Raw genomic sequence first — 25,164 nt, forward strand, 5'->3', positions numbered from 1 at the left:
GGGCCGGTTTACACCTGCAGGAAGACACTGCGGTAATGCCCCGGATTGCACCCGAACCATTTGCGAAACGCCTTGTAGAACGAACTGCTGTCGGCAAAGCCCAGCCTCTCGGCGATTTCGCCAAGCCCAAGCTGCGGCTGCGCCAGCCAGGCAATCGCCAACTCGCGGCGAATACTGTCTTTGAGCGCCTGGTAGTTTTGGCCCTCCTCGCTCAACCGGCGCCGCAAGGTTGACGCCGACATGCACAACGTTGCCGCCAGTTGCTCGGCAGCAGGCCACTGGCTGGGGGTTTGCTGGCTCAGCGTCTGGCGGATACGACGGGCCAGGCTGTTAGGGTCGCGATACTTCACCAGGATGTTGCCAGGTGCCTCTGCCAAAAAACGCTGAAGCTCGTCCTCGCTGCGGCGCATCGGCATGTCAAGGCAGTCCCCGGCGATGATCATGCGGGTCAAGGGGCGTTCGAACTGCAGGTTTTCCGAGAACATCACCCGGTAGTCATCACAGAAAGGCGGCTCGGCGCACCGCAAGTCAATCGCAAGGATCGGAATACGCCGCCCTCCCAACCAACAGGCGACGCCGTGGACGATCATCCAGAAGGTGAAATAGGTGAACGCACGCCGAGGCTGAGCATTGGGTTCAACGATGACGATTTCGGCCAGGCTTTTCTGGCGCACCAGTACCGGTTGCAGGTCCTGCAGCATCAGCGAAAGAAACGCCAACGCCGTTTCCACGCCAGCCTGCAGGGTGGGCTGGGCCATGCTCGCCCGACACAGGAATGCCAGGCTTCCGGTACGCAGCCCACGCGGGTCCATGGCGAAGAATTCATCGTTGCAGCGTTGCGCCAGCAAGCGCCAAAGCCGGGAGTAGGCCTCGGCGCTGACGCGCGCATCAGCCTGGTCGAGTTGACCGATGTCGATGCCGGCCTGCGCCAGCAGGCCGGCATCCGGCTCACCCGCCGGGCAGGTCTGCAACAGGGCTTCGCGCACCAGTTGCATGGAGATGGTGTCTTTCTCGCTCATCGGCCCTCCTGGCTGTTGCGTGCCGCCCATGTTAGGCCCGCATGGAAAAAACACCAGCCTTGGATTACAGGCTGGCAGCCAGGGCCAGGAACGCCTGAATCAGCCGCAGCTCGCGGCGCCGCTCCAGGCACCCCACCAGGTGCTGGTTGCGCAAACCGTGCCCGGCCAGCGGCCGCGCCACCACACGCGGGTCATTGGCCACCTCGGTCGAGGAAACGACACCAATCCCCAGCTCCGACGCCACTGCCTCGGTGACTGCCTCACGGCTGTCCAGCTCCAGCAGCACCCTGGGCCTGACCGACGCCTGGTCACACGCCTTGTCGAAGGTACGCCGGGTGGTCGAACTGGGTTCGCGCAGCACCATGATCTGCTCATGCAAAGCAGCCAGTGGCAAGTCACCCTGCCCGCTGGCCCAGGCATGGCCTGCCGGCAGCAGTGCGCACAAACGCGACTCGCAGAGGTTTTGCAAGTAAAGGCCCTTGCGCGGTTCGATTTCGGTCAATACGGCCACGTCGGCATGCTCTGACAACAAGGCGGCCAAGGTCTCCTGGGCATTGCCCAGGCGCAGGTTGACGGTGATCCCCGGGTAGCGTTCACGCAATAGCGCCAGCATCGGCATGACCCGGTGCGGCCCATCTGCGGCCACCTCCAGGCGGCCGGTGAGCAGTTGGCGATTGGCCTCGAGCATCGCCTGCGCCTCTTCGGCCAGGCCGAACATCGCCCGGGTGATGGCAGCCAGGCGGGTACCCTCCTCGGTCAGCTCGACCCGCCGCGCCGTGCGCCGTAACAGGGTGATCTGGTAGTGCTCTTCCAGCGCCTTGACGTGCCCGGTCACCGCCGGCTGGCTGATGAACAGGCGCGCAGCGGCACGGGTGAAACTGCCCTCACGGGCGACGGCGTCGAAAGCGCGAAGCTGGAACAGGTTCATATTTATCGGCCTGACTTATGGCTGGCATAACAACAAACAATTTGATTGATAGCTTAGTCAATTGCAACCTAGCCCCCGTAGTTTCAGCGCCAGCTTTTTCGGCTGACCACCTGCAGCTTGTGAGGAACCACGCAATGAGCAACGCCCCGATCCTGCTGACCCCCGGCCCACTGACCACCTCCCTGCGCACCCGACAAGCCATGCTAATGGACTGGGGCTCCTGGGACCGTGATTTCAACCAACTGACCGCCAGCGTCTGCGAGCAACTGCTGGGGATCGTCGACGGCAGCGCCAGCCACCACTGCGTTCCCCTGCAAGGCAGCGGCACCTTCGCCGTGGAGGCCGCCATCGGCACCCTGGTACCGCGCGATGGCAAGGTACTGGTGCTGATCAACGGCGCTTACGGCCAGCGCCTGGCGAAAATCTGCAAAGTGCTGGGGCGCAACTTCAGCACCTTCGAAACCGCCGAGGACCAGCCGACCACCGCTGCCGACGTCGACCGCCTGCTGGCGGCGGACCCCAGCGTGACCCACGTGGCGCTGATCCACTGCGAAACCAGCACCGGCATCCTCAACCCGCTGCACGAGATCGCTCAGGTGATCAAGCGCCACGGCAAGCGCCTGATCATCGATGCCATGAGCTCGTTCGGCGCCCTGCCGATCGACGCCCGCGAAATCCCCTTCGAGGCACTGATCGCCGCGTCCGGCAAATGCCTGGAAGGCGTCCCCGGGATGGGCTTCGTTTTCGCCGAGAAAACCGCACTGGCCGCCGCCGAGGGCAATGCCCACTCGCTGGCCATGGACCTGCACGACCAGCACGCCTACATGGCCAAAACCGGCCAATGGCGCTTCACCCCGCCCACCCATGTGGTTGCTGCCCTGCACGAGGCGCTGCAGCAGTACGCCGAAGAAGGTGGCCTGCCGGCGCGCCACCAGCGCTACGCCGACAACTGCAAGACCCTGCTCGACGGCATGGCCGCCATCGGCCTGCGCAGCTTCCTGCCAGCCGACATCCAGGCGCCGATCATCGTCACCTTCCACGCCCCGAATAACGCCCGTTACCAGTTCAAGGACTTCTACGAACGGGTCAAGGCCAAGGGCTTCATCCTCTACCCCGGCAAGTTGACCCAGGTCGAGACCTTCCGCGTCGGCTGCATCGGCGTGGTCGGGCCGGACGGCATGCAAGCCGCTGTGAATGCCGTGGCCGACGTGCTGCGGGAAATGGAAGTACTGGACATCTGACCCTCTGCCCATCCGATTTCAGGAAATAGCGCACATGAACTACAGCAACCCCACCCAGCTGCAAGCCGCCATCCTCGACTGGGCCGGCACCGTGGTCGACTTCGGCTCTTTCGCCCCGACCCAGATCTTCGTCGAAGCCTTCGCCGAGTTCGACGTCCAGGTTTCCATCGAAGAAGCCCGCGGCCCGATGGGCATGGGCAAGTGGGACCATATTCGCACCCTATGTGACGTGCCGGAAATTGCCGAACGCTATCGCAACGTGTTCGGCCGCACGCCGACCGACGAGGACGTCACTGCCATCTATAACCGCTTCATGCCGCTGCAGATCGAGAAGATCGCCGTGCATTCGGCGCTGATTCCCGGTGCTCTGGACACCCTCACCGGCTTGCGCCGGGACGGCCTGAAAATCGGCTCATGCTCGGGCTACCCGAAAGTGGTGATGGACAAGGTGGTGGAGCTGGCGGCCCAGAACGGCTATGTCGCCGATCATGTGGTGGCCACCGACGAAACCCCGAACGGCCGCCCGTGGCCGGCACAGGCACTGGCCAACGTGATCGCCCTGGGCATCGACGACGTGGCGGCCTGCGTCAAGGTCGACGACACCGTGCCGGGCATCCTCGAAGGCCGCCGTGCCGGCATGTGGACCGTGGCTCTGGTGTGCTCGGGCAACGCGCTCGGGCTGACCTGGGAGGGGTACCAGGCGTTGAGCGCTGAGAAGCTGGAGAGTGAGCGCAAGCGCATTCATGCGCTGTTCGCAGGGTCACGCCCGCACTACCTGATCGACACCATCAATGAACTGCCCGAGGTGGTCGCCGATATCAACCGGCGGTTGGCCAAGGGAGAGATGCCGCAGGCGTTCTGACCGATCTGTGTTGCAGCTTTCGCCGGCAAGCCGGCTTCCACAGCTACCCCGCCGTTTTCACGAACGGTGGGGTAGCTGTGGGGCCGGCTTACCGACGACAAGGCCGGCTCAAACCGCCCGGTTCAGCTTCACCCAGGAGGCAAACTTGTCGATGAAACCCTGCAGAAACGGCCGGGTCTTGTCATTGAGCTTGCCACTGTCCTCGAAAAGGCTAGCCGCCCCACCGATATAAGCTTCGGGCATCTGCATGCACGGCATGTCGAGAAACACCAGCGACTGGCGCACGGCATGGTTGGCCCCAAACCCGCCAATGGCACCGGGCGAGACGCTCACCACCGCCGTAGGTTTGCCACCCCAGGCGCTTTGCCCATAGGGACGTGAGCCCACATCGATGGCATTTTTCAGGCAGCCCGGTACAGAGCGGTTGTACTCCGGGGTGACGAACAGCACCGCGTCGCTGCGCCGGATCTCGTCGCGAAAGCGCCTCCACGGCTCGGGCACACCCGCAGCCTCGACATCCTCGTTGTACAGTGGCAGATCGCCGATTTCGACGATTTTCAAGGCAAGACTGGACGGTGCCAGCTCTGAAAGGGCACGGGCCACCTTGCGGTTGTACGAATCCTTGCGCAAGCTGCCGACGACGACCGCTACCGAATACACCTGGCTCATGGCGATTTCCAACCTTTGCTGGGTTAAGAGACGTTGTAGTTATAGATGACCATTGCTCGGCGCTTAGGTTTTTTTCCTCCACCAGAAAACTTCCAGGTACCATCCACGGTCTATTCCTGCAGACATTTCCTACGCAATTCAGAGGTTTTCACTTAAATGGCAGCAGTAATGGTCGGCCAATTCCACGCCCGTGACGCCGAAGGCCGTATCTACCCCGTCCACGAGTTCCAAGAGTCCACCCTGCAGACCGACGGCAGCGTACAGGGCGCACCGGTCACCACCTATCGCCTGGCCATCGGCGACCGAGTCAACCACTTGGGTGAAGACCGTTTTGAACTGGTACAGACCGGCGTCGAGATCATTCGCATTCCTTGACGCAATCGACCGTATAGCTTCCGGCTTCGCTCTGCAGGCCGTGCACATCGGCGACAAAGCCGGGAAAACCGCTGTTGAAGGCGCGGGCAAACGCCAGGTAGTCGAGGATCGAGCGGGTAGCTTCAGTGAACCGCTCCCCCGGCATGATCAAGGGTATGCCCGGCGGATAGGGCACCAGCATGACTGCCGCGACACGGCCGAGCAATGCCTCTATCGGCACCGCTTCCACCTCACCGCGCACCATATGGTCATATGCCCGGGCCGGGCTGAGCGCCACTTCCGGCAAGCGACTGAACAACCCTTTGAGCTGCTTGGCCGTGGCATTGACGCGATAGCAGTCATGCAGCTGGTTGCACAGGTCGCGCAGGCCGATACCGTGGTAGCGTGCCGTGTCGACTGCAACGATGCTCGGCAGGCACTGGCTTAACGGAGTATTGCCATCATGATGGCGTTTGAACTCCAGCAACTCGGTCAGCAGCGTGCTCCACTTGCCCTTGGTAATGCCCATCGAGAACAGCACCAGGAAGCTGTAAAGGCCGGTCTTCTCCACCACCAACCCGCGCTCCCAGAGAAACTTGCTGACCACTGCCGCCGGAATGCCCTGCTCGTCCAACACGCCGTCGGCACGCAACCCCGGCATCACCAGGGTGACCTTCAACGGGTCAAGCAGCACATAATCGCCCGCCAATTCGCCAAAGCCATGCCACTGCGCCCCAGGCTGCAGCAGCCAGTCCTGCGCAGCGAGCTGATCGACGCCTTCTGCCCCAGGCGGCTGCCAGATACTGAACCACCAATCGGTGGCCGCGATATGTGCACGCAGGTTAGCCAGGGCGCGACGAAAGCTCAGTGCCTCGTCAAACATCTCTTGCAGCAGCGAACGCCCCGCGGGCCCCTCCATCATGGTCGAAGCCACATCCAAAGAAGCCAGGATGCTGTACTGCGGTGACGTCGAGATATGCATCATGAAGGCTTCATTGAAGCGATCTCGGTCCAGTTGCCGCTGGGCGCCGTCCTGTACATGGATCATCGACGCCTGGCTGAAGGCCGCCAGCAGCTTGTGCGTCGAGTGCGTGCTGAACACCAACGGGCTGCCCTCGGTGCAGGCCGTACCCATCGCATAGCGCCCCGTGAAGAACTCATGAAACGCCGCGTAAGCGAACCAGGCTTCATCGAAGTGCAGCACCTGCGCGCTGCTGCCCAGAGCTTGCTTGATCAGCCCGGCGTGGTAGCACAGCCCGTCATAGGTTGAGTTGGTCACCACCGCCAGCTTGATGCGCGGTTCGCGCCCCTTGGCCAAGGGGTTGGCCAGCACCTTGGCCTGGATCGACTCGGCGCTGAATTCGCTGAGCGGGATCGGCCCGATGATGCCCAGTTCGTTGCGCTCGGGGCATAGGTAGATGGGAATGGCGCCGGTCATGATGATGGCATGGACCACCGACTTGTGGCAGTTACGGTCCACCAGCACCAGGTCATCACGGCCGACCATGGCATGCCAGACAATCTTGTTGGCGGTGGAGGTGCCATTGATCACGAAGAAGGTATGGTCGGCGCCAAAGTTGCGCGCCGCCCTGGCTTCGGCCGCTGCCAAAGGGCCAGTGTGATCGAGCAGCGAGCCCAGTTCCGGCACCGAGACGGACAAGTCCGAGCGCAAGGTATTCTCGCCGAAGAATTGATGGAAGGCTTGGCCCACCGGGCTTTTGCGGTAGGCCACGCCACCGCCATGGCCGGGTGTGTGCCAGGAATAATTGGACTGCGCGGTGTGCTGTACCAAAGCCTTGAAGAAAGGCGGCAGCAAGCCGTCGAGGTAGTTGTGTGCGGCACGTGCTACCTGGCGGGCGAGGAACGGCACGGTGTCCTCGAACAGGTAAAGGATGCCGCGCAGCTGGTTGAGCTCGCTCATCGCTTCGGCGGGAGCGTTTTCCAAGGTGACCTGTTCGCCCAGGGCGAAGATTGGCAGGTCAGGAGCACGCTGGCGGGCCAGGCGGATCAACTCGGCCATGTTCTGCAACAGGTGAGTATTGTCGCCAATGCCTTCGGCGGCGATCAGCATGCAGGCCAGGCCGTGGTGGGTGGCCGCGACCAGACGGGCTTCGGCATTGTCTGCCGCGGCGAGAATGGCGAAGCCGTCCTGACGCAGTTCATCGGCAATCCCCCGCACGCGCTCGCCGGCAACGCTGTCGGCCTTGATGGCACGGTGGACGATGAGGATGGGGAACTTGAGGTCCTTGTACATCAGGCTGCAACCTCCGAAGGACAGAGCGTCTTTCACAGGGTAGTAGAGCCTGGTGCTGTCAGTACGGCCCTGTCGCAGGCACGCCGGTGCCTACGCGAATTTGCAGTTCAGTAAAGAGCTTGTGGGAGCCAGGTTGCGGCGATAAGGCCAGGGCAGACTCAGCATCAACCGGCAGGCGTTTCGGTCAATACCTGCCACATCGACGGCCCGCCCGCCGACTTGGCGATAGCCGCCAGGCGCTCTGCATGCGCCTCCAGTTCCTCGGCAGTGGCCATGATCACCCGCCCAGGCGCACGCCCGGTAATCCGGCGGATCTCGCTGCCACCGCTGCCCTGCCCTTCATTGTCGCCGTCCGCCCCATTGCCAGCCAGCGAAAGGCTGGTCTGGCCACCGGTCATTGCCAGGTAGACGTCAGCCAGCAGCTCCGAGTCGAGCAACGCGCCGTGCAGCTCACGGCCGGAGTTGTCGATATCGTAACGCTTGCACAGCGCGTCAAGGCTGTTGCGCTGCCCCGGGTGCCGGGCGCGGGCCAGCAACAGTGTGTCGAGGATGGTGCAGTGCTGCGAGATGTCGGCGCGGTCGCGCTGGCCGAGCAGGGCGAACTCGTTGTTGATGAAGCCGACGTCGAACGCCGCGTTATGGATGACCAGCGTGGCACCCTGAATGAATTCGAAGAATTCCTCGGCCACATCGCCGAAGCGCGGCTTGCCGACCAGGAACGCGTCGGTGATGCCGTGGACATTGATCGCGCCCTCGTCACTCTCGCGGTCCGGTTGCAGATAGACGTGGAAGTGCCGACCGGTCAGGCGCCGGCCAATGACTTCGACGCAGCCGATCTCGATGATCCGGTGGCCTTCGCTGACCGGCATGCCGGTGGTTTCGGTATCGAGAATGACCAGCCTGACTGGACCTGATGTGTCAACCAAAACGTTATCTCTCGTCTAAAGTTCCTTGGGTGCAGTGTATCACTGAGCAATACCCCTCCAACAGCGATTCCGCTGTGTAAACAGGTGGTAGTCAACCTCAGTACACCGAGGAAAATGTAAATCATGACCTTTACCCTCAAAACCTACATCGGCCAGCGCGGTGAGCGCTTTTCGCTTCTGTTCAGCTCTGAGGATCCTGGAGCCCCGCTGTTCTACCCTTGCGCATTCATATCTCGACGGGTGAGGGACACAAGCACACATCAAACTCAAACCACCACTCTTAAGGGGATCCAGCGGCTTATTGAATGGGAGCGTGATCGAAAGGTCTGCCTAGAAGAGAAGTTAAGCCGGGGCGTGACATTGGCACCCTTTGAGATTGATGATCTAGCTGGCCACGTGCGCGGCTGCCGGACCGCAAAAAAAGGTGAAGTCATCAGTTCGCAGAAATTTAACGGATACTGGTCAAGCATCTGCAAATATATCGATTGGCTCACAGATGAATTACTACCAAACCGTAACAGCCCTCACATGCGAATGCTAGTTGAAGAACAATCCCGCCAATTAAACTCAAAAACAAGAAAGCAGACGGCGTCAAGAGCCAGACAAAACCAGAAAATTCTTAGCACAAACATCTCATCAACCGAGCGCACGCAATTGCTAATACTTTTTGAAAGCTCCTTGGACAGCCACCATTCCGCACACCTTCGTCACGACAGCCATGCAAAAAAAGGTGTGCAATTACGCAATATAGTCATGCTTAGAATCTTGTATGAGACCGGAATGCGGCGCGGCGAATTACTCTCTCTCAAGCTAAAGAATTTCGTGGAGGCAAGCGGTGGTGAAGGTGCGTACTTATCCATCGAGCGAAATCATGATGACGAGTTTGATAGGCGAGCTAACCAACCGGTAGCCAAGACTCTTGGGCGCGATGTTGCTATTTCTGAAGATCTCGAGTCCCAGATAATGAAGTACATCACCCAATATAGAGCAGAACTAAACAATGTAGGCCTAAACCCCGACTCTTTTATCTTTTGCGTACACCGTTCTGGAAAAACCCAAGGCACCCCTATTACAGTAAATGGATTTAATTCTGCCCTCAATCAGTTAAAAAACAAACACCCTGCATTGGGCAAATGTCAGCCCCATGCATTCCGTCACGATTGGAACTACAGATTTTCACAAAAAGCCGACGACCTCGGCATGTCGGAAACTGAAGAAATAGAAGCCCGCGAACAGCAGATGGGTTGGGTCCCCGCCTCTTCGATGGCTAAAGTCTATAACCAACGTCACAGGCGTGAGAAAGCACTTAATCTTGCGAGAAAAATCGCTGAAGATACGAAGAGGCCCAACAAATGAAAAGTCTAACCGCCAAATCTAGACTCAACGGCCGAACTGCTACCAACCTTAGCCGCAACACCGATGCGGCCACGCATTCAGAAAACATAAGAATAAACTCAATCCAAAGCGCCAAAGCCTCACTGGCTATTGATTTGAACGCCACAGCTAACCCTAAGCATAATACCAGGCTCTTCTGGAATGGAAACGTGCTGATCAGTCTCGAGACAACCAACACAGACTGCACACTTTTACTAGCCCCCCTCTCCCACGAAGTGAGAGAGTCATTTAAACAAGCAATTATACATTACCGAACAGACGGCCGACTAGGCATAAGCAGCATCCGCGCAATCATCAGAACATTACGAACGGCAGCCAAAGCCCATCCTACAGATATCATCGACACTAACTGGATTGCCAAAAGCTTAAAAGAAAAACGATTTCGCAAAAATAAAACGGCGATCCGACTATTTCTCGAATATTGGAAAGACAGACACCCTCACGCAATAACATCAGAAGCACTCAACCTTCTTGCTCAAGTACGTTCTGGCGCTTCCAGATCTGACAACGTGAACTCAGACGACCCAGAAATTAGCTGGCTTACCGACGAAGAGTTTGAAGACACACTTCAAACCACCTGGACACACTATGATGAAACAGGAGATGCTCAATCAGCACTGCTACGTCTCCTATCCCTCCAGTACGCTAGACGTCCCAGCCAGCTAAGAGACCTTAAGTTTTCTGATCTGAAGACTGGCTCCGGAAAAAACCATACAGATGCTATCGAAAACGAAATACACTTCCCTGCACGCAAGGAAAAATTTATCGACACCGAATTTCGAGGCGGCAAAATTGAAGAACACCCTATTGCGGATCATCTCTGGCATCTGCTACAGATTCAGCGCAATAAAATCCAACTTTGCTTTGAGAGCGTTCTCCATACGAAACTATCAGATAGCCAAGTGCAATTATTACCGATCTTCACAACTATCCGGAGAATTCTAAAAGCATGTAGGACCTTAGAAAATATCTTGCATCTAGACCCTGTTAGCAATTTAGGTGATGAGCTTTTTCACTTGGACCCTGACCGCATCTGCGGTGCAATTGCTTTTAAATACGACCTAACCATAAATCGCGACTCTACGAAGCCACCCACTCTTCCCTTAAGTCAGAGAACTGGAAAACCCATCCATATACACGCCATTCGATTGCGCCACACTCGTATTCGCCAGCTTGCACGTCAGGGTGTCCCTCGTGCGATCCTGTCTCACTGGCTTGGACACATTTCCGACCAAGCACTCAACTCCTACTATAACGACCCAAGCGAGCAAGCCCGCCAGATCGATGAACTTTTGGCTCCTATGCTGACCCCTATAGCTATGGCTTTCACTGGGACGATCATCACTACCGATGCAGAAGCAACCCACCCCAATGATCCTCTCAAACGTCTCGACTTCGCTAAAGATGGACTGCTTCATAATCTAGGACGCTGCGGGAAATTCAGCTTCTGTGCTACCACGTCAATTCCTATTCCATGCTACAGGTGTCGTAACTTTGAACCTTTAGTAGATGCACCACACGAAGAGGTTCTTGAGGCCCTAAGATTCCGTCAAACTCAAGAGCAGGCGTTGATCATAAAATCAGGCAGCATGCGAAATCTTCTTATACCAATCGACCTCTCAGCCGACATTCGAGCCGTCGAACGTTGTATTGCCCAATGCAAATTGAAACGAGAGGACTGAAATGCTTGCGAATCTCATGCTCGTCAGCTTCAACCCAAATCCAGAGTCTAGTGCTAGCACCAACCTCAAACAGTTCGTTGCTTACTGCCGCGATGAGCTTACATTATGGAGCGACAACGACTGCTTTAACTGGGAGAGCAGTATTTGGCTAGACACTTATTACAAAAGGCGATTTCGCTTTACAAACCTGGCTAACAGCAAACTTCACCCAAGAAAAGAGGCAAAATCAGACCAGCTTCTTCATCCAGAACTAATTGACGTTATAAAAGCGTGCCTACGCTATCGACACAGCATCAGGCCTCACGGAATAATCAGCCGTGAATTACAGGCGTTCAGGGCTCTTGAGCAAGCAATAGTAGAAGACATGCCTCAACCCAACATAATCTTACTCAATGAACGTCACTTCCGCCGAGCTGTAGAACTTCTCGAGGACTGCAGCTGCAGACAGAGCACGGTCTCTTCACTTCTGCAGATGCTCGCATTTCTATCTGAGAAACTAATTCTACCTGCAGAGGTTATTCGCTGGCAAAACCCGTACGTGGGTGACAGGTCATATAGCAACCTGAGGGGGAATAACGCACCAGCAGCCGTTAAGCGTCAGAAGGTCGTTAACCAAGATGCACTTTTCAGTATCGCTGACGTTTTCAGTCGACCGCTGTCCAACCTAGACGACAGCGATATCATGATTACTTCCACAACAGCTCTACTGCTCTCTGCACCTATGCGGATTGGTGAGACCCTGAGATGGCGCACGGACTGCTTAAGATCAGAAATCGACAAGAACGGTGTCACTCAGAAATATCTTGCCTATTATGTACCGAAGACTCAGAGTTATGCGCGAAAGCCGATTCCAGCGACGATGAGCGAGGTCGCCATAGAGGCAATTGAACGTTTACGCTCAATTACGGAAGAAGGACGCCGATTGGCGCGATACATGGAGTCGTGCCCTACAAAATTTTACCGACATTCCCAGTGCCCAGATGTGCCTGATGACCAGGTACTTACTCGACAACAAGTAGCTCAAGCACTTGGATACAGGGAAGCGAACGTCGCCGTGGATTTCATCAAAAAACACACGGGCAAAGCTAGTCTTACCGGCTTCACTCTCGACAACCTATGGCAGATGGTTTTAACTGAACACAAAACTCTAAACCCACATTTCCCTTACCAGACGCCTTTAAAGGGAGCTACGCCTCTAAAAATGAGTGAGTCGCTCATGTGCTTCCGCCGCAAGCAATTTGGCGCGCACCACAGAACAAGCCCCGTCCTTCTTGCTCCCTTTAACCCTGACTACTACCGAAAAAGGTTAGACGGAACGGTTAGACGGGATCGGAAAAATCAGCGTCCGATTTGTTTTTTTGCGAAGCATGGCCTCGACCTGTTGAAGCTCAATTCCCATAGTCTGCGTCATTTCTTGAACAGGCTAGCCAAACTGGGTGGTGTATCAATTGAGACTATTACTGAATGGAGCAGCCGAGCCACCATCCAGCAGACTCGCACCTATCTGCATGAACCCGCAGAACAAAGTCGAAATCGCGCCGCCCTCATCCATGGTACCAAGCAAGAGCATCAGCCTCAGCCACCAATCACTGAAGAGGAAGCAGAAAGTTATGGCAGAGGCCCCTACCACCGCAGCAAATATGGATTATGTCGTCGTAGCTGGCGAGCAGGGCCGTGCAACAAGTTTGCCGACTGTACCAACTGCAGTGAACTGCTTGCATGCAAGGGCGATAAGATTGCCCTAGAAGCGATTAAATCTGACCTGGAGAATATGCAGCGTACGCGAGATGCCGCTGAGCGGGCAGTGTCAGCAGGAGAGCGCTCAGGAGGGATGTGGCTCGCTAAGGCCGAGCCACAGATAATTCGTCTTGCGGATCTGATCAGGGTGTTAGAAAACCCTGAGATCCCCGACGGTTCTCCTATACAGATTCAAGGTACGGACTTTAGTCACGAATCCACATTAGTCAGGGAAAAAGCACAAGAATCAGGCATACAACTACTCGATAAAGATCGCTTGGCTATTGAATACGGACAAGACCTCATTGACTGCTTGAGTATGCTTACAAACTAAACCCCAAGGAAAATCCAATATGCCAAAAGTCATTACAGACAAACAAACTCGCGAAATCTGTCGAATGATCCACGCCTGGGACTGTAATCAACATAAGCTCGATTGGAACACGATATGCTTGGGTGCACAGGAAATTCTGCATTGGCCGACACCTCCCACCCGGCAGGCGCTCAACAAAAAGCCGACCATAAAGCTCGCATACCAGGCAAAAAAAGAGGTAATACGCCGCGAGCTAGAGCAAGCAGCGAGGTTGCCTCGCCCAAAAACCATCAAAGAAGGTGCCGAGCGCATCCTGCGGCTAGAAAATGAAATTGAACATCTTAAAATTCTCAATTCTAAACTGGCGGAGATATTCAATATAATTGTTTACAACGCCTCATTGGCAGGCCTCAAAAAACACGACCTGATGAAGCCGATGCCTACCACGAAAGAGCCACTGTAAAGGGCCGAGTTTGAAAGGCTTAGTGATTTGGCAAAACTGCGCTCGACAAAGGCCCTAATAGAATTGAAGTCTAGCCGGAAGCGTTCACGATATCCGAAACCACTCAACGCCCAATCGTTCAGGAATGGCCGCCGCCTGAAGCCACTGCTTTCATGGTCACCAGCAGCCAAGGCAACATCGCCAATGTCATTCGTAACTAGATCCCGCTACCGAGCGCCGCTGGCATCAGATTTGTCAGTTTTAATACTGCTCAAAGCAACCACCCTAAGGCTAATCGAAAAGCTCAAAATGGGTGTTCTGACGGATGATCGCGCTCCCGTCACCAGCGGTGCGGCATAATGAGTCCTACCCAGCAGGCCACTGAGCCAGACAAACACAAACCCTCCAGACGGAGCCGGCCTAGCTTACCTTAGGTTAGATGTGCAGATATTAGAAAGCTCCGAAAGCCTTGATATGACCGGGCTGTAGCGAAAATTTCGTCTTATTCTTGCACATTTTTTTGCAGTTTTTCCGTGCGATAAAAGGTGGCACGCATCCACTCAGTTGTTCGACCAAGAGATACGAATTTCCCTAGAGTACGCCAGCCGACAGCCTCGATCGTCATTTTCACCGAAGCCGTCACTGAGGAGTTGGAGGAACGCTCAAGCAAGCCAGCTCTCAACCACATCGGCACCGTACTGTTTTTTCCAATCTTTGAGCAACTTGTGGTTACCACCTTTAGTCTCAATGATCTCGCCATTATGCGGATTCTTGTACTGCTTAACCTGACGGGCACGACGGGGGGCTTTCTCAACAGATGCTGGCAGAGCAGCACGGCGGTTAGCATGCGGATCCAGCAAATTGATTATGTCCCGAAGGCTGTAGCCATATTTGGCCAGCAGATCACGCAATTTGGTTTCAAATTCGATTTCTTTCTGAAGCTCGGACGAGCCCTTCATCGCTTCCAGCTCAGCCAACTGTGCGGCCAATTTTTGCTCAAGCTGACGGAACTCTGCCAGACGGGACATAAATACTTCCTCAATACCAGATGAAATTTTGGATCACTTTAATACATTTAGGGACACTCTACTCAAGTCTTCTCCAATAAATGATCGATTTTCTCACATTCCAGAAACGCAAGCGCTGCCCTTTTCGCCCCTCGGCGATCACGGAAGCGAAGGCGCAGATGATTTAAGCGGACAGAGGTATGGTTATAGGTGACTTTGGCGACCAAGGTCATTTGAGCGCGGAAGTCACCCTAATCACCCGTTCCGCGAGCAGGCCTGAAGAGGCCCGTCGTCAGACCGCGGACCACGTGATCGTGGTCACCGCAGTTGAAACCCCGCCGCCTGCTGGCCCGCAAACAGCTATATGAGCCGCCGATGCGGCTCATAGCACTGCAAGCGTTTTTCTTCGCTGGGTGAGGCTATTCGCACTCTCGCCTGCTGGTTCCACAGGCAACCAGCTCGAATATGGGTTTTCGGTGTATTTACTGCGGCTTCACACAGCCTGGGTCGGAAGCGGCCAACTGGAACACCCAGCATGCCACCATAGTGACAGCATACTATTTCTACGTGGGTTGGCTGAAAAGATGGGGTAAGCTGGATATGAAGGTCACTCTCGTGACACCCAACGATGCGCGATAGTTTCAGTATTGCACCGGTCAACCTACTGCATCAGCTAGGGGATGATGGGTAGGCTTCATACTGCCGCCGGAAAACCGCCCTCTTCTACTCGATAACACCACCGTTTGCAGTAGCCTGCAGACGGCCCTACAGCGCTCGTCAGGCGGTGAATGGCCTCCGGGCTTGCAGCCTGGTGCGCTTTGCGCTAGCGTAGCCGGACGTCGCTACATGGTCGACGGGCTGCCCACCCTTTATAGGCCTCGCTGGCCGCAGCTAACCGGATCGAACCATGCTCATCACTGTAATCTCTTGAACTGAGCCTTTCCGGGCATCGGGGATGGCGGGTGGGCGTCTCCGATGTCGCTCCTACTGGAGCAACGGAGAAAACTCATGGTTCCAAACACTCCACACGAATCGATTAAAGTCCAGGCCAAGCGCCTGCGCGACCTGTTCAGTATCGACCTGACCACCGCCAAGTACGTATTGGCGCGCGGGCCGTATGGCTGTGCCGACTGGTCGGATCTATGCGCCCGCCTGAGTGAAGAACTTCCACTTCAGAATGCTCTGCAACTGGCCGAGCTACCTCAATCCTCCATTGCTGCCGCGTACTTGGCAAAGCATCTGCGCCGCTTAGCCTCCTCGGTCAGTCAACTGATCCTCACCAACCGCAACCTGCCTGAGCTCTGTGAAGCACTGCGACAAGTCTTCGCAGTCCCGGGCAACCCGGTAACATTGGCGGATGTGCTGCAGCCAATCACGCCGACAGCGTGGCAATCCACCGCCCTCAGTCCGGATCCGCTGGCCGTAATTCAAAGCCGGGTCTGTATCAACGGCGTAGAATTGCAGTTAATAGGAACCCGTATTTTCTGGCCGCGGCTGTTTACCTTTGACGCTGAAATCACAGTAGTGGCACGCACGGCTGAGCCAGTTGGTGATGACCTTAAAATCATGTGGGAGGTCGCGCCGTGGTATCAAGCCAGCCGCAACTACCTACTCGAATATCAGCGAGGTGATGACTGGGACGATCTGCCGGAGTTCGCCGAACCGCACATTGCCGAGAGTCCTCGCATGTCGCAGCATCGCCGCTGGCTTGCTCAGTGCCTGAAATGCTGGTCGCAAGAGTGCCACTATAACGACGAGGGTGAGGAATTCATTCCGTTCCTGTACCAGGACCACGCTTATCTGGTGTTTGGTGTGCCCTGCTCAGAACAGGCTACCTCCTCCTTGCGCCGCCAGTATGTCCAATTTTCAAAGGACGACAGTCATTGCTATCAGGTGATTTTGTTCGACGGTCAACTGGTGCAGATCGAAAAGCTGACACCCCCCAATTCCTCTGACCGGCACGAATGGGAATACGCTGACTATCACCAAGCGCTGTGTCACAGACTGCTGAGAGGCGCAGCCGCTGCCGGCTGGACTACCGCCCCCACGAGTGGCTGGGATGACCTGCTGTGCATTTCCCCCGCCAACCATTTCAGCCTGGAGTGCGAGTTGCGGGTGGAGATCAAGCCCGAACCAGACGAAACCCTCTGCACCTTGCAGACCGATAACCAGGACCTAGCCGTGGAAGTGCTGGAACGTGTGTCCAAGGGCCGGTTCATTCAATATGAGCACGCTGAACTGGGTGATAGCTATGCCATGCGTATCGATCTGCCGCCGCAGTCTGCCCGCGCAGACCTGAGCTTGTCACTGGATTTTATCGAAGAGACCGTCTTCCAAAGCGCACATCTGATCGGCCGACGCGTGACGCACACCGATGAGCACGGATCCGCGCTTTACCTCGAGCTCAAACCCGCCTTGCTCAAGCTGGTGCAACGCCAATCACTGAAGGTCCTGAAGAAGGCTCTCTGTGAAGGGCAGATTCTGCGCGTCCAGGGCCTACCCGAGCAACTGAAGGAAGCGCCCGTTGTACCGCCCGATGCATCAGCACGCGAACCCTCAGACACATGGGAATCCAATCCGCTGGCAGAACCACTCTTCGATGGTGAAGGCCAGCTGCTTTTCCGCGCCACCCACTATCAACGCGATAACTTCTAGCCCTAGGCTCAGCGATGTAGCCTACGCTACATCGCTGAACAATCGCTCCCGCTCCATTCTCCGTTGACGAACACTGCTCGCGAGGTCGGCTCGACAGCCTCAGACTCGGCGCGTCAGGCCAATCTAGCCTTAAGCTGCGCGAGCGTGGCTTTTCACCTTGCCCAAGATTCTTTTCATCCAAATTGGACTGACGCACCAAAACCGAGCGCTGGGAGCATGGCTGGAGGAGCGGATAGGTGACAGTAGGTATTAGGGATTCAAACATCTTGGATGTCGACCAACCGGCGATCGTGTCCCACGAAGTGGTGTAACTCATCATGGCTCTTGCCATTGAGTTCGCCGCTTAGTTGATTACAGCTGACAGCTTGGCTTGTGGATTATCGCTGACCGCTTCGAAGGCCTCCAACTGCATGTAACGTCTTTGCAGGCACCACTCGTCGTTCTGCTCCAGCAGCATCGCGCCTACCAGCCGTGTGATGGCCGGATCGTTGGGGAAAATCCCCACGACATCGGTGCGGCGTTTGATTTCAGCGTTGAGCCGTTCAAGCGGGTTGGTGCTGTGTAACTGCTGCCGGTGCGCCTTGGGAAACGCCATGTGAGCCAGCACTTCATCCTCGCAGCCGTCCATGAACGTCGCGATCTTCGGGTACTTTTCGCGCAGTTGATCGGCGACCAACCGCCATTGCTGATGGCATTCGGCACGGCTGTCCTGGGCGAAGACCGTGCGCAGCAGCGCCGCTACCATGGTGCGCTGACCTTTGCCGACGTGGGCCATGGCATTGCGCATGAAATGCACACGGCAGCGCTGCCAGGTCGCGTTGAACCCCTTGGAAACAGCCGCCTTGAGCCCTTCGTGGGCGTCGGAGATGACAAGCTTCACGCCCCGCAAGCCACGTCGCATGAGGCTGCGCAGGAAGTCTGTCCAGAACGGCTCAGCCTCTGACGGCCCAACCCGCATGCCCAGGACTTCGCGGCCACCGTCGGTGTTCCACGATCGCTGGCTTACCGGCGATGGGCCGCAAAGCGGCCCCAAATCGATATACGGCCACGGCGATTATTACGGCGACCGAGACGATGCGCCCGGCCTCCCGCACCTTGACGTAGGTGGCATCGATCCAGAGATAGGGCCAGTCGCCTTCAAGCGGGCGATCAAGGAAGGCGTGAACGCGCTCATCGATCTCACCAGCTAGCCGTGACACCTGGCTTTTGGAGATGCCGGTCATGCCCATGGCCTTGACCAGCTCGTCCACCGAACGCGTTGAAACGCCTTGGATGTAGGCTTCCTGGATCACCGCCGCCATGGCCTTCTCGGCGGTACGTCGGGGTTCGAGGAAACCAGGAAAGTAGCTGCCTTGGCGCAGCTTCGGGATCTTCAGGTCAACGTCGCCGGCGCGGGTTTGCCAAAGGCGATCACGGTAGCCATTACGGCTATTTGTCCGGTCTGGGCTTTTGACATCGAAGCCCGCGCCGCACAGGCCTTCGACATCGAACTCCATCATGCGCTGGGCAACGAACTGGATCATTTGCTTGAGCAGATCAGCGTCTGCCCCTTTCTCAACCAACTCGGTCAATGCGATAGTGGGCTTGGTCATCGTGGTTTCTCTGGTGAGTGTTTGGTCTTCGCAAACTCAACGTTAGCCAAGAACCACGATGACCATCCTCTTTCGCCCGTAGGGCGCCTTCGGCTGGTTCAGTTACACCACTTCCCGGGACACGATCCAGAGAGCGGCAGCGGTACCAGAATCTGTGCCTCTGAGACTATCAGCCATGCGCCCACTGATGGTGCTGTACCCATTGAAGCCGTAGGGTGAGGAAGCCCTGCCAGGAAATGGGCGTCCTGCGACCCAAAGGGCTGCACTATTCCAGTGATACGCATCGACGCAGTTCACTCGCCATCGAGACCATGATTACGTACGCCGAACAGGAGCAGCCAAGACTGACTCCGTCCATCGAAAGACATCTTGCATGCTAGCATTCTAGTGATGCATGATGTGTTCATAAATACAAACAAGCGGTGCCCATCATGGTCAGCATTGCGTGCAAAGCCCCCTCTACCTTCACGTCATTCCTCCACGTGAAGCGATCCTCCAAAGGCCGCCATCATGGCAGGTCTTATCCGAATCGTTTTCGCAAGCAGTTAAGTCCTTTCGCTTTCTTGAGCTAGAGGTGTCTCCTGTTTTGTGCCCACGGCCTCTGGCCCAATGAAAATAAGGAAAATAGAAATGAGCATGATGAAAGCTGCCCGTCTGCATAAGGTTGGTCAGACCTTCCAGCTCGACTCGATCGAGGTCCCGAAACCACGTGCACACGACGTAGTTGTTGAGGTGAAGGCTTGCAACTTGGTGCCTAACCTTCGCAATGTCATCGAGAGCTACTCCACCTGGTTCCCCTACCTCCCGCTTCCGAAGCTGCCGGCGGTCTACGGTTTGGACGCTGCTGGCATCGTTAAAGAGGTGGGTGAAGGCGTGCACGGCATCAAAGTCGGAGACCGCGTGTACGTGAACCCCGGCCGTAGCTGCGGCTCCTGTCATGCCTGCTTGCGCGGTCAGCATATCAACTGCACCGCTTTCACCTTCCAGGGCTACTTCGGGTTTGGCCCAGGCTCCCAAGAAATCTTCGAAGATTATCCCTACGGCGGGCTATGCCAATACATGACCGCGCCGGCGTCGGGCTTGGTCAAGCTCCCTGAAGCTATCTCCTTCGAACAAGGATGCCGGTTTGGCTATCTAGGCACCGCCTATTCGGCCCTTCGCAAAGCAGGCGTGTGCTCTGGTCAATCTGTGCTGATCAGTGGCGCCACCGGTACGCTCGGACTTGGAGCTGTCCTGCTTGCCCTGGCGATGGGGGCTACAAAAATCTTCGCAATGGCTCGCAACCGCCAATTGTTGGAGCGCGTTCGCGCTCTCGCTCCAGATCGGATTTTCACGATTTCCGTCGGGGATGAGCCACTGGGTGATTGGGTTCGTAAGCACACCGATGAACTCGGTGCTGACGTCTTCATTGATGCGGTGGGCCCTGGCGCTCCTCACGAACTTACCGTTGACGCAATTGGTGCCCTTCGCCGCGGCGGCCGCATGGTGGATATCGGGGGTATGTCTGAGGACCTGCCAGTACCGATGTTCAAACTCATGTGCTTCCAGATTAGCGTGATCGGCTCCCTCTGGTTCACTGTGGCAGAAGGTCAGGACATGGCCGAAATGGCTGCCGCTGGCACCTTGGACCTATCGGTATTCGACCAGGAAGTATTCGCCATCGAACAGGTCAACGAGGCGATGGATGCGATAGCAGATCGCAAAGGCGGTTTCACCAACGTTGTAATCAATCCCAGCCTGACCTGAAACGCAGCGCCGCTCGATCGGGCGGCGCTCAGTCGGAGATCCAACATGAAAGTGAGACGAGTAGTTGCAGGCACGCAGAATGGTAAAGCTGTATTCCTAGCCGACGGTTTCGCGCCTCAGACCCATGAGTACAAAAATATTCCAGGATTCGCTACTTCTTTAATATGGCAAACGGTGGCATCTCCGTCCCTTCCTGAAGCATTTGACGATCCAGTTCAAGCCAGCTCTTCACTGCTGCCTCAGCCTGGAGAAACCAAGTGTCTGGCGGTGAGCTTCCCGCCTGACTCAGTCTTCCAGTCCTCGGATTTCAATCCCGAGGAGGCCCATGCTGAGCAGCAACGCCACCTGCTTGGACTGTATGAATGCTTCGACCCTGAGCGACCAGGCATGCACGCATCTCCGACAGTCGACTACGGCATTGTGGTCAAAGGCCCTCTCATTCTCGAACTGGACGACGGCCAGATCAGGGAGCTCGCGAGCGGAGACATCGTGGTGCAGCAAGGCAATATACATGCTTGGCGAAACCCCGGGACCGAACCTGCGTTGGTTACATTCGTCCTGATTGGCGCCCACGTCCTGCGGTAAAAAATTACATAGGATAATAACAATGAAAAGTTATGTAACACGCGCCGGCGTTGCTAGCGCGTTCGGATGCTCTTTGCTCGTTTCTTCGCTATGTTACGGTACTGAAAGTGGAGATACCGTTTGGCCGCTAGGCGTACAGACCGTTCTTCCGGCAATCCTGCCCCCACCAGGTGAAACCTCTTTGTACAGTTATACCGCCTACTACAAGGCGGATAGCTTTAAAGACAACAGTGGCAAATCCTCTGTCCCAGGGTTCAGCTTGGAGAATTTTGTTCAAGCTATTCGTGTGGTGCACACGTGGGACGTGAAATTCGATAGCGGCGTTACTCTCAGCAGCGGAATCATCGGGTCAGCGAACAAGATCAAGGTTGAGGCATTCGGAAACAGTGATACAGACTCCGGCTTCAGGCAGCTGTACCTTACCCCTCTATATGTCGGCTACTCGCCTTCCGAAAACTTGCACTTGCTAACGGGATTCAGTGCCTTTGTCCCATTGGGAAACTATGACGGTAATAAGTTAGCGAATAGCCCGCCAGGCTATGCGAGCTATACTCAGGAATTTGACCTAACCTGGTTCCCCCACCCTAACTGGGAGGTCTCGATTGCACCGACCTTCACCATCAATGCGAAGAACGACGACACCGACTATCGCTCGGGCAACGTGTTCAACGTCGACTACCTGCTTGGCTACAGGCTGCAGTCCAATCCCAAGGTTCAGCTGGGTTTGGTGGGATATTACACCAAGCAGGTCACCGATGATCGCTACGACCATGGTGACCTCGATGATGGGAACCGGCTGAGTAAATTCGCCGTTGGCCCCCAAATCTTCTATGCGTTTGATCAGAAGTCAGGGGTCGTGCTCAAGTGGATGCGTGAGACCGCGGTCAAGAACGGTCCCAAAGGCGACTCTCTATGGCTTGAGTTCGCGTTCCCGCTATGAGGCTAGCTTCTCAGCCTCAGGCATTTTAGATACGACATCCTTCGCCACACTGTGAATATGGCTCGCAGCCGCATTGGCTGCAGCCTTTTTGTTCCTGGTTTTAAGCGCTGCAAGAATCTCATCATGCTCATCAGTAGCAGCCCCCAAGTGCACTTGGAAGCCGCAGGTTTGCACGATGAAAAAGTCGGATAGCTCGAAATTTGCTACTTGGCGTGACGAGAGTATTGGCGATTTCGCCATTGAGTGCAGCACGCGATGGAATTCTACGTTCAAATTCCGATAACTGTCGGCAGCATCGCTGTGAGCTGGATTGATGCTTCTAATTTTGTCGTTGATCTCGGACATACGCAGCACATCATCAGGGGAGCCACGCTCAGCAGCAAGCCCTGCGATAAGCGCTTCGTTGTTCGCAAACATTTGGTAGAAGTCATCAACTTCCAAACGTGTAGGGTGCACAACCTCACATCCAACCTGGGCAGTGATCACGACAAAGCCCCTCTCCTGCAGGCTGTTCAGTGCGGTCATGATTGGCTGACGACTGACACCCGTTTCCTCGCTGATTTCCTTTACCAGGATTTTTTCACCGAACGCATATCTACGATTCAGTAGGCGTTCCAAAATGTGCTGATAGATAGCGGTCTTCTTGTTTGCCACTTGCATCGGTGTGATCTTCCTAGGACTGAGTGCGCGATTCAACATTTCGCTAACTGGCTTGCATACTAGCATTTCGGATAGTAAACCAGATTTTCGCACCAATCGCTTCGTCATCCGTCGCGACCCATTCCCAACGCGTGAATCCATACGACGATGAGCGGGCATCTCTAAGCTTGCATGCTAGCATTCTAGCGTGCATGATGATCAGGCAGACAAAAACAAATCTACCTGCATGGCGCTGCCCCTCTGCCGTAAGGCATTGAGGAAAGCGCTCATGCCGTCCCAGTGCGAGGCGGCCTGCACTGGGGCACGACGTAAAGGTTTCGTATCGATGAACGCTTACCTGCATTGCCTATCGCACACGCCCCTCATTGGGCATTTCGATCCGCCCAAGAACGTGCTCGATGAAGTAGATGAGGTGATCCGCGCCGCCCGTGCACGCATCGCCGCTTTCGATCCTGAGCTCGTGGTGCTTTTCGCTCCAGACCATTACAACGGCTTCTTCTACGATGTCATGCCCCCTTTCTGCCTGGGCATGGCGGCAGAAGCCATCGGCGATTTCGGCTCGCTCGCCGGCACCCTGTCTGTCCCCAAATCCATCGCTGAAGCTTGTGCTGAGTCTCTGCTGAGCAATGGCATCGACATGCCTGTTTCGTATCGCATGCAGGTCGACCACGGCTTCGCTCAACCGCTCGAATTCCTTCTCGGCGGCCTGGACAAGTATCCGGTCTTGCCGATCTTCGTGAACTGTGTGGCCCCGCCTCTGCCTACCTTCGAGCGAGTCAGATTGATGGGTGATGCGGTCGGTCGATTTACGCGCACCCTGAACAAGCGGGTGCTGTTCCTGGGATCGGGGGGCCTTTCACACCAACCTCCAGTTCCGGAGTTAGCCAAAGTCGATGCCCGGATGGCTGATCGGCTCATGGGCAGTGGCCGCAACCTGCCAGAAGACGAGCGCACCGCTCGCACCCAACGCGTGGTCATCGCAGCTGAGCGATTTGTCGAAGATCAGAACACCCTCCACCCGCTGAATCCCGAGTGGGATCAATACTTCCTCGACGTTGTTGAGCAGGACCTGTTGAGCGATCTGGATCAGCTCCCCAACGCACATCTTTCCGAATTGGCCGGCAAATCCACGCATGAGGTCAAGGCCTGGGTCGCTGCGTTCTCAGCGCTCGCTGCCCACGGCGCATACACCGCAACTGATCGCTACTACCGAGAGATCCCGGAGTGGATCGCAGGCTTCGGCTCTATCAGTGCGCACTCTCAGCGCTAACAACCTTCACGGAGAATCAATCGTGACTGCAATTACTGAAAAAGACACCAGCAAATTCGTTCGCGTCCAAGACGGCGAGCTGGATCTGAATATTCATTACAACGACTGCGGTGAAGGCAAAGAAACGGTTGTCATGCTGCACGGTTCTGGCCCTGGTGCTAGCGGCTGGGCCAACTTCAATCGCAACATCGAGCCACTGGTAGAGGCTGGCTTCCGGGTCATCCTCATGGACTGCCCTGGCTGGAGTAAAAGTGATTCGATCGTCAGCACAGGCTCTCGCTCCGATCTTAATGCCCGTGTTCTGAAAGGTTTGGTCGATAAGCTGGACCTGGACAAGGTGCACTTGCTCGGCAACTCCATGGGTGGCCATACAGCCGTAGCCTTCACGCTGACTTGGCCTGAGCGCGTAGGCAAACTCGTGCTTATGGGCGGAGGCACCGGCGGGGTCAGCCCATTCGTATCAATGCCGACTGAAGGCATCAAATTACTCAACGGCCTGTACCGCGAGCCAACGATCGAAAACCTCAAGAAGATGATGAACATCTTCGTCTACGACACCAGCGACCTCACCGAGGAACTGTTCCAAGCGCGCCTGGACAACATGCTGGCTCGAAAAGACCACCTCGAAAATTTCACCGCGAGCCTCGCTGCGAACCTCAAGCAGTTCCCTGACTTCAGCCATCGCCTCGGCGAGATTCAGGCCGAGACCCTCGTAGTTTGGGGTCGCAATGACCGCTTTGTCCCGATGGACACCGGCCTACGCCTGGTTGCCGGCATCCCCAACTCTCAACTGCATGTCTTCAACAAATGCGGCCACTGGGCCCAATGGGAACACGCGGACACGTTCAACCGCATGGTTCTCGACTTCCTCACCCACTGATCGAGGT

The 25,164-nt window shown here is 56.3% G+C and carries 20 protein-coding genes and 1 pseudogene; 13 read left to right on the plus strand and 8 right to left on the minus strand.

Annotated features, from left to right (window positions below; translation table 11 throughout):
- Positions 1-8: 8 nt before the first annotated feature.
- Positions 9-1,019 carry an AraC family transcriptional regulator gene (locus JOE27_RS07670; protein ID WP_204918448.1) on the minus strand — a complete coding sequence of 337 codons (1,011 nt, stop codon included), beginning with the start codon at positions 1,017-1,019 and terminating at the stop codon, positions 9-11.
- A 64-nt stretch (positions 1,020-1,083) separates the two neighbouring features.
- Positions 1,084-1,947, minus strand: a complete 864-nt coding sequence (locus tag JOE27_RS07675; RefSeq protein WP_119687466.1) for a LysR substrate-binding domain-containing protein — start codon at positions 1,945-1,947, stop codon at positions 1,084-1,086.
- A gap of 134 nt (positions 1,948-2,081) precedes the next feature.
- Between JOE27_RS07675 and JOE27_RS07680 the strand changes: the two genes are divergently transcribed.
- Positions 2,082-3,188, plus strand: coding sequence for a 2-aminoethylphosphonate--pyruvate transaminase (locus JOE27_RS07680; RefSeq protein ID WP_119687467.1), 1,107 nt, complete (start codon positions 2,082-2,084; stop codon positions 3,186-3,188).
- 34 nt (positions 3,189-3,222) lie between these two features.
- Positions 3,223-4,050 carry a phosphonoacetaldehyde hydrolase gene (phnX, locus tag JOE27_RS07685; protein WP_115274307.1) on the plus strand — a complete coding sequence of 276 codons (828 nt, stop codon included), beginning with the start codon at positions 3,223-3,225 and terminating at the stop codon, positions 4,048-4,050.
- A 108-nt stretch (positions 4,051-4,158) separates the two neighbouring features.
- Here phnX and JOE27_RS07690 read toward each other — a convergent pair whose 3' ends face one another.
- Positions 4,159-4,719, minus strand: coding sequence for an NADPH-dependent FMN reductase (locus JOE27_RS07690; protein WP_046785211.1), 561 nt, complete (start codon positions 4,717-4,719; stop codon positions 4,159-4,161).
- Between the two features lie 156 nt (positions 4,720-4,875).
- Between JOE27_RS07690 and JOE27_RS07695 the strand changes: the two genes are divergently transcribed.
- Positions 4,876-5,094, plus strand: a complete 219-nt coding sequence (locus JOE27_RS07695) for a hypothetical protein (RefSeq protein WP_046785212.1) — start codon at positions 4,876-4,878, stop codon at positions 5,092-5,094.
- On the opposite strand, the gene JOE27_RS07700 is transcribed toward JOE27_RS07695, so the two are convergent.
- A complete protein-coding gene (locus tag JOE27_RS07700) occupies positions 5,078-7,327 on the minus strand; it encodes an Orn/Lys/Arg decarboxylase N-terminal domain-containing protein (protein WP_204918450.1) in 2,250 nt (749 codons plus the stop codon). The two genes, JOE27_RS07695 and JOE27_RS07700, sit on opposite strands and share 17 nt — an antisense overlap.
- Before the next feature lie 164 nt (positions 7,328-7,491).
- Entirely contained in the window at positions 7,492-8,196 is a 705-nt protein-coding gene (dnaQ, locus tag JOE27_RS07705; RefSeq protein WP_204920627.1) for a DNA polymerase III subunit epsilon, read from the minus strand.
- Positions 8,197-8,376: 180 nt separating this feature from the next.
- On the opposite strand from dnaQ, the gene JOE27_RS07710 reads away from it, so the two are divergent.
- From JOE27_RS07710 to JOE27_RS07725, 4 genes are read left to right on the plus strand one after another with little or no spacing between them, the layout of a single operon-like run.
- Positions 8,377-9,609 carry a site-specific integrase gene (locus JOE27_RS07710; RefSeq protein WP_204918453.1) on the plus strand — a complete coding sequence of 411 codons (1,233 nt, stop codon included), beginning with the start codon at positions 8,377-8,379 and terminating at the stop codon, positions 9,607-9,609.
- A complete protein-coding gene (locus JOE27_RS07715; protein WP_204918455.1) occupies positions 9,606-11,330 on the plus strand; it encodes a site-specific integrase in 1,725 nt (574 codons plus the stop codon). Before JOE27_RS07710 ends, JOE27_RS07715 begins: the two co-directional genes overlap by 4 nt.
- A 1-nt stretch (position 11,331) precedes the next feature.
- Positions 11,332-13,401: an integrase gene (locus JOE27_RS07720; RefSeq protein WP_204918458.1), complete on the plus strand. Its 2,070-nt coding sequence runs from the start codon at positions 11,332-11,334 to the stop codon at positions 13,399-13,401.
- Positions 13,402-13,420: 19 nt separating this feature from the next.
- Positions 13,421-13,843 carry a hypothetical protein gene (locus JOE27_RS07725; RefSeq protein ID WP_204918460.1) on the plus strand — a complete coding sequence of 141 codons (423 nt, stop codon included), beginning with the start codon at positions 13,421-13,423 and terminating at the stop codon, positions 13,841-13,843.
- A gap of 641 nt (positions 13,844-14,484) precedes the next feature.
- Here JOE27_RS07725 and JOE27_RS07730 read toward each other — a convergent pair.
- Positions 14,485-14,850: a histone-like nucleoid-structuring protein, MvaT/MvaU family gene (locus tag JOE27_RS07730; RefSeq protein WP_135198404.1), complete on the minus strand. Its 366-nt coding sequence runs from the start codon at positions 14,848-14,850 to the stop codon at positions 14,485-14,487.
- Between the two features lie 987 nt (positions 14,851-15,837).
- Here JOE27_RS07730 and JOE27_RS07735 point away from each other — a divergent pair.
- A complete protein-coding gene (locus tag JOE27_RS07735; protein ID WP_204918462.1) occupies positions 15,838-17,484 on the plus strand; it encodes a hypothetical protein in 1,647 nt (548 codons plus the stop codon).
- Positions 17,485-17,827: 343 nt separating this feature from the next.
- Here the strand turns inward: JOE27_RS07735 and JOE27_RS07740 are convergent.
- Positions 17,828-19,076 (minus strand): annotated as a pseudogene (locus tag JOE27_RS07740) (IS256 family transposase).
- 630 nt (positions 19,077-19,706) lie between these two features.
- Here JOE27_RS07740 and JOE27_RS07745 point away from each other — a divergent pair.
- Genes JOE27_RS07745 through JOE27_RS07755 form a run of 3 tightly spaced genes read left to right on the plus strand, consistent with a single transcriptional unit; the run spans position 19,707 to position 22,347 of the window.
- Positions 19,707-20,822: an alcohol dehydrogenase catalytic domain-containing protein gene (locus JOE27_RS07745; protein WP_204918464.1), complete on the plus strand. Its 1,116-nt coding sequence runs from the start codon at positions 19,707-19,709 to the stop codon at positions 20,820-20,822.
- A gap of 45 nt (positions 20,823-20,867) precedes the next feature.
- Positions 20,868-21,407 carry a cupin domain-containing protein gene (locus tag JOE27_RS07750; protein WP_204918466.1) on the plus strand — a complete coding sequence of 180 codons (540 nt, stop codon included), beginning with the start codon at positions 20,868-20,870 and terminating at the stop codon, positions 21,405-21,407.
- 22 nt (positions 21,408-21,429) lie between these two features.
- On the plus strand, positions 21,430-22,347 hold the full coding sequence (locus JOE27_RS07755; RefSeq protein WP_232891669.1) for a transporter: 918 nt from the start codon (positions 21,430-21,432) through the stop codon (positions 22,345-22,347).
- Here JOE27_RS07755 and JOE27_RS07760 read toward each other — a convergent pair.
- Positions 22,342-23,007 carry a GntR family transcriptional regulator gene (locus JOE27_RS07760; RefSeq protein WP_039591843.1) on the minus strand — a complete coding sequence of 222 codons (666 nt, stop codon included), beginning with the start codon at positions 23,005-23,007 and terminating at the stop codon, positions 22,342-22,344. The genes JOE27_RS07755 and JOE27_RS07760 overlap by 6 nt on opposite strands.
- Before the next feature lie 325 nt (positions 23,008-23,332).
- Here JOE27_RS07760 and mhpB point away from each other — a divergent pair, with 325 nt between their 5' ends.
- Entirely contained in the window at positions 23,333-24,277 is a 945-nt protein-coding gene (mhpB, locus tag JOE27_RS07765) for a 3-carboxyethylcatechol 2,3-dioxygenase (RefSeq protein ID WP_135198400.1), read from the plus strand.
- Positions 24,278-24,299: 22 nt separating this feature from the next.
- On the plus strand, positions 24,300-25,157 hold the full coding sequence (locus JOE27_RS07770; protein ID WP_173880905.1) for an alpha/beta fold hydrolase: 858 nt from the start codon (positions 24,300-24,302) through the stop codon (positions 25,155-25,157).
- Positions 25,158-25,164: the final 7 nt, after the last annotated feature.

Source organism: Pseudomonas sp. M5 (assembly GCF_016907075.1).
GTDB lineage: Bacteria > Pseudomonadota > Gammaproteobacteria > Pseudomonadales > Pseudomonadaceae > Aquipseudomonas > Aquipseudomonas putida_E.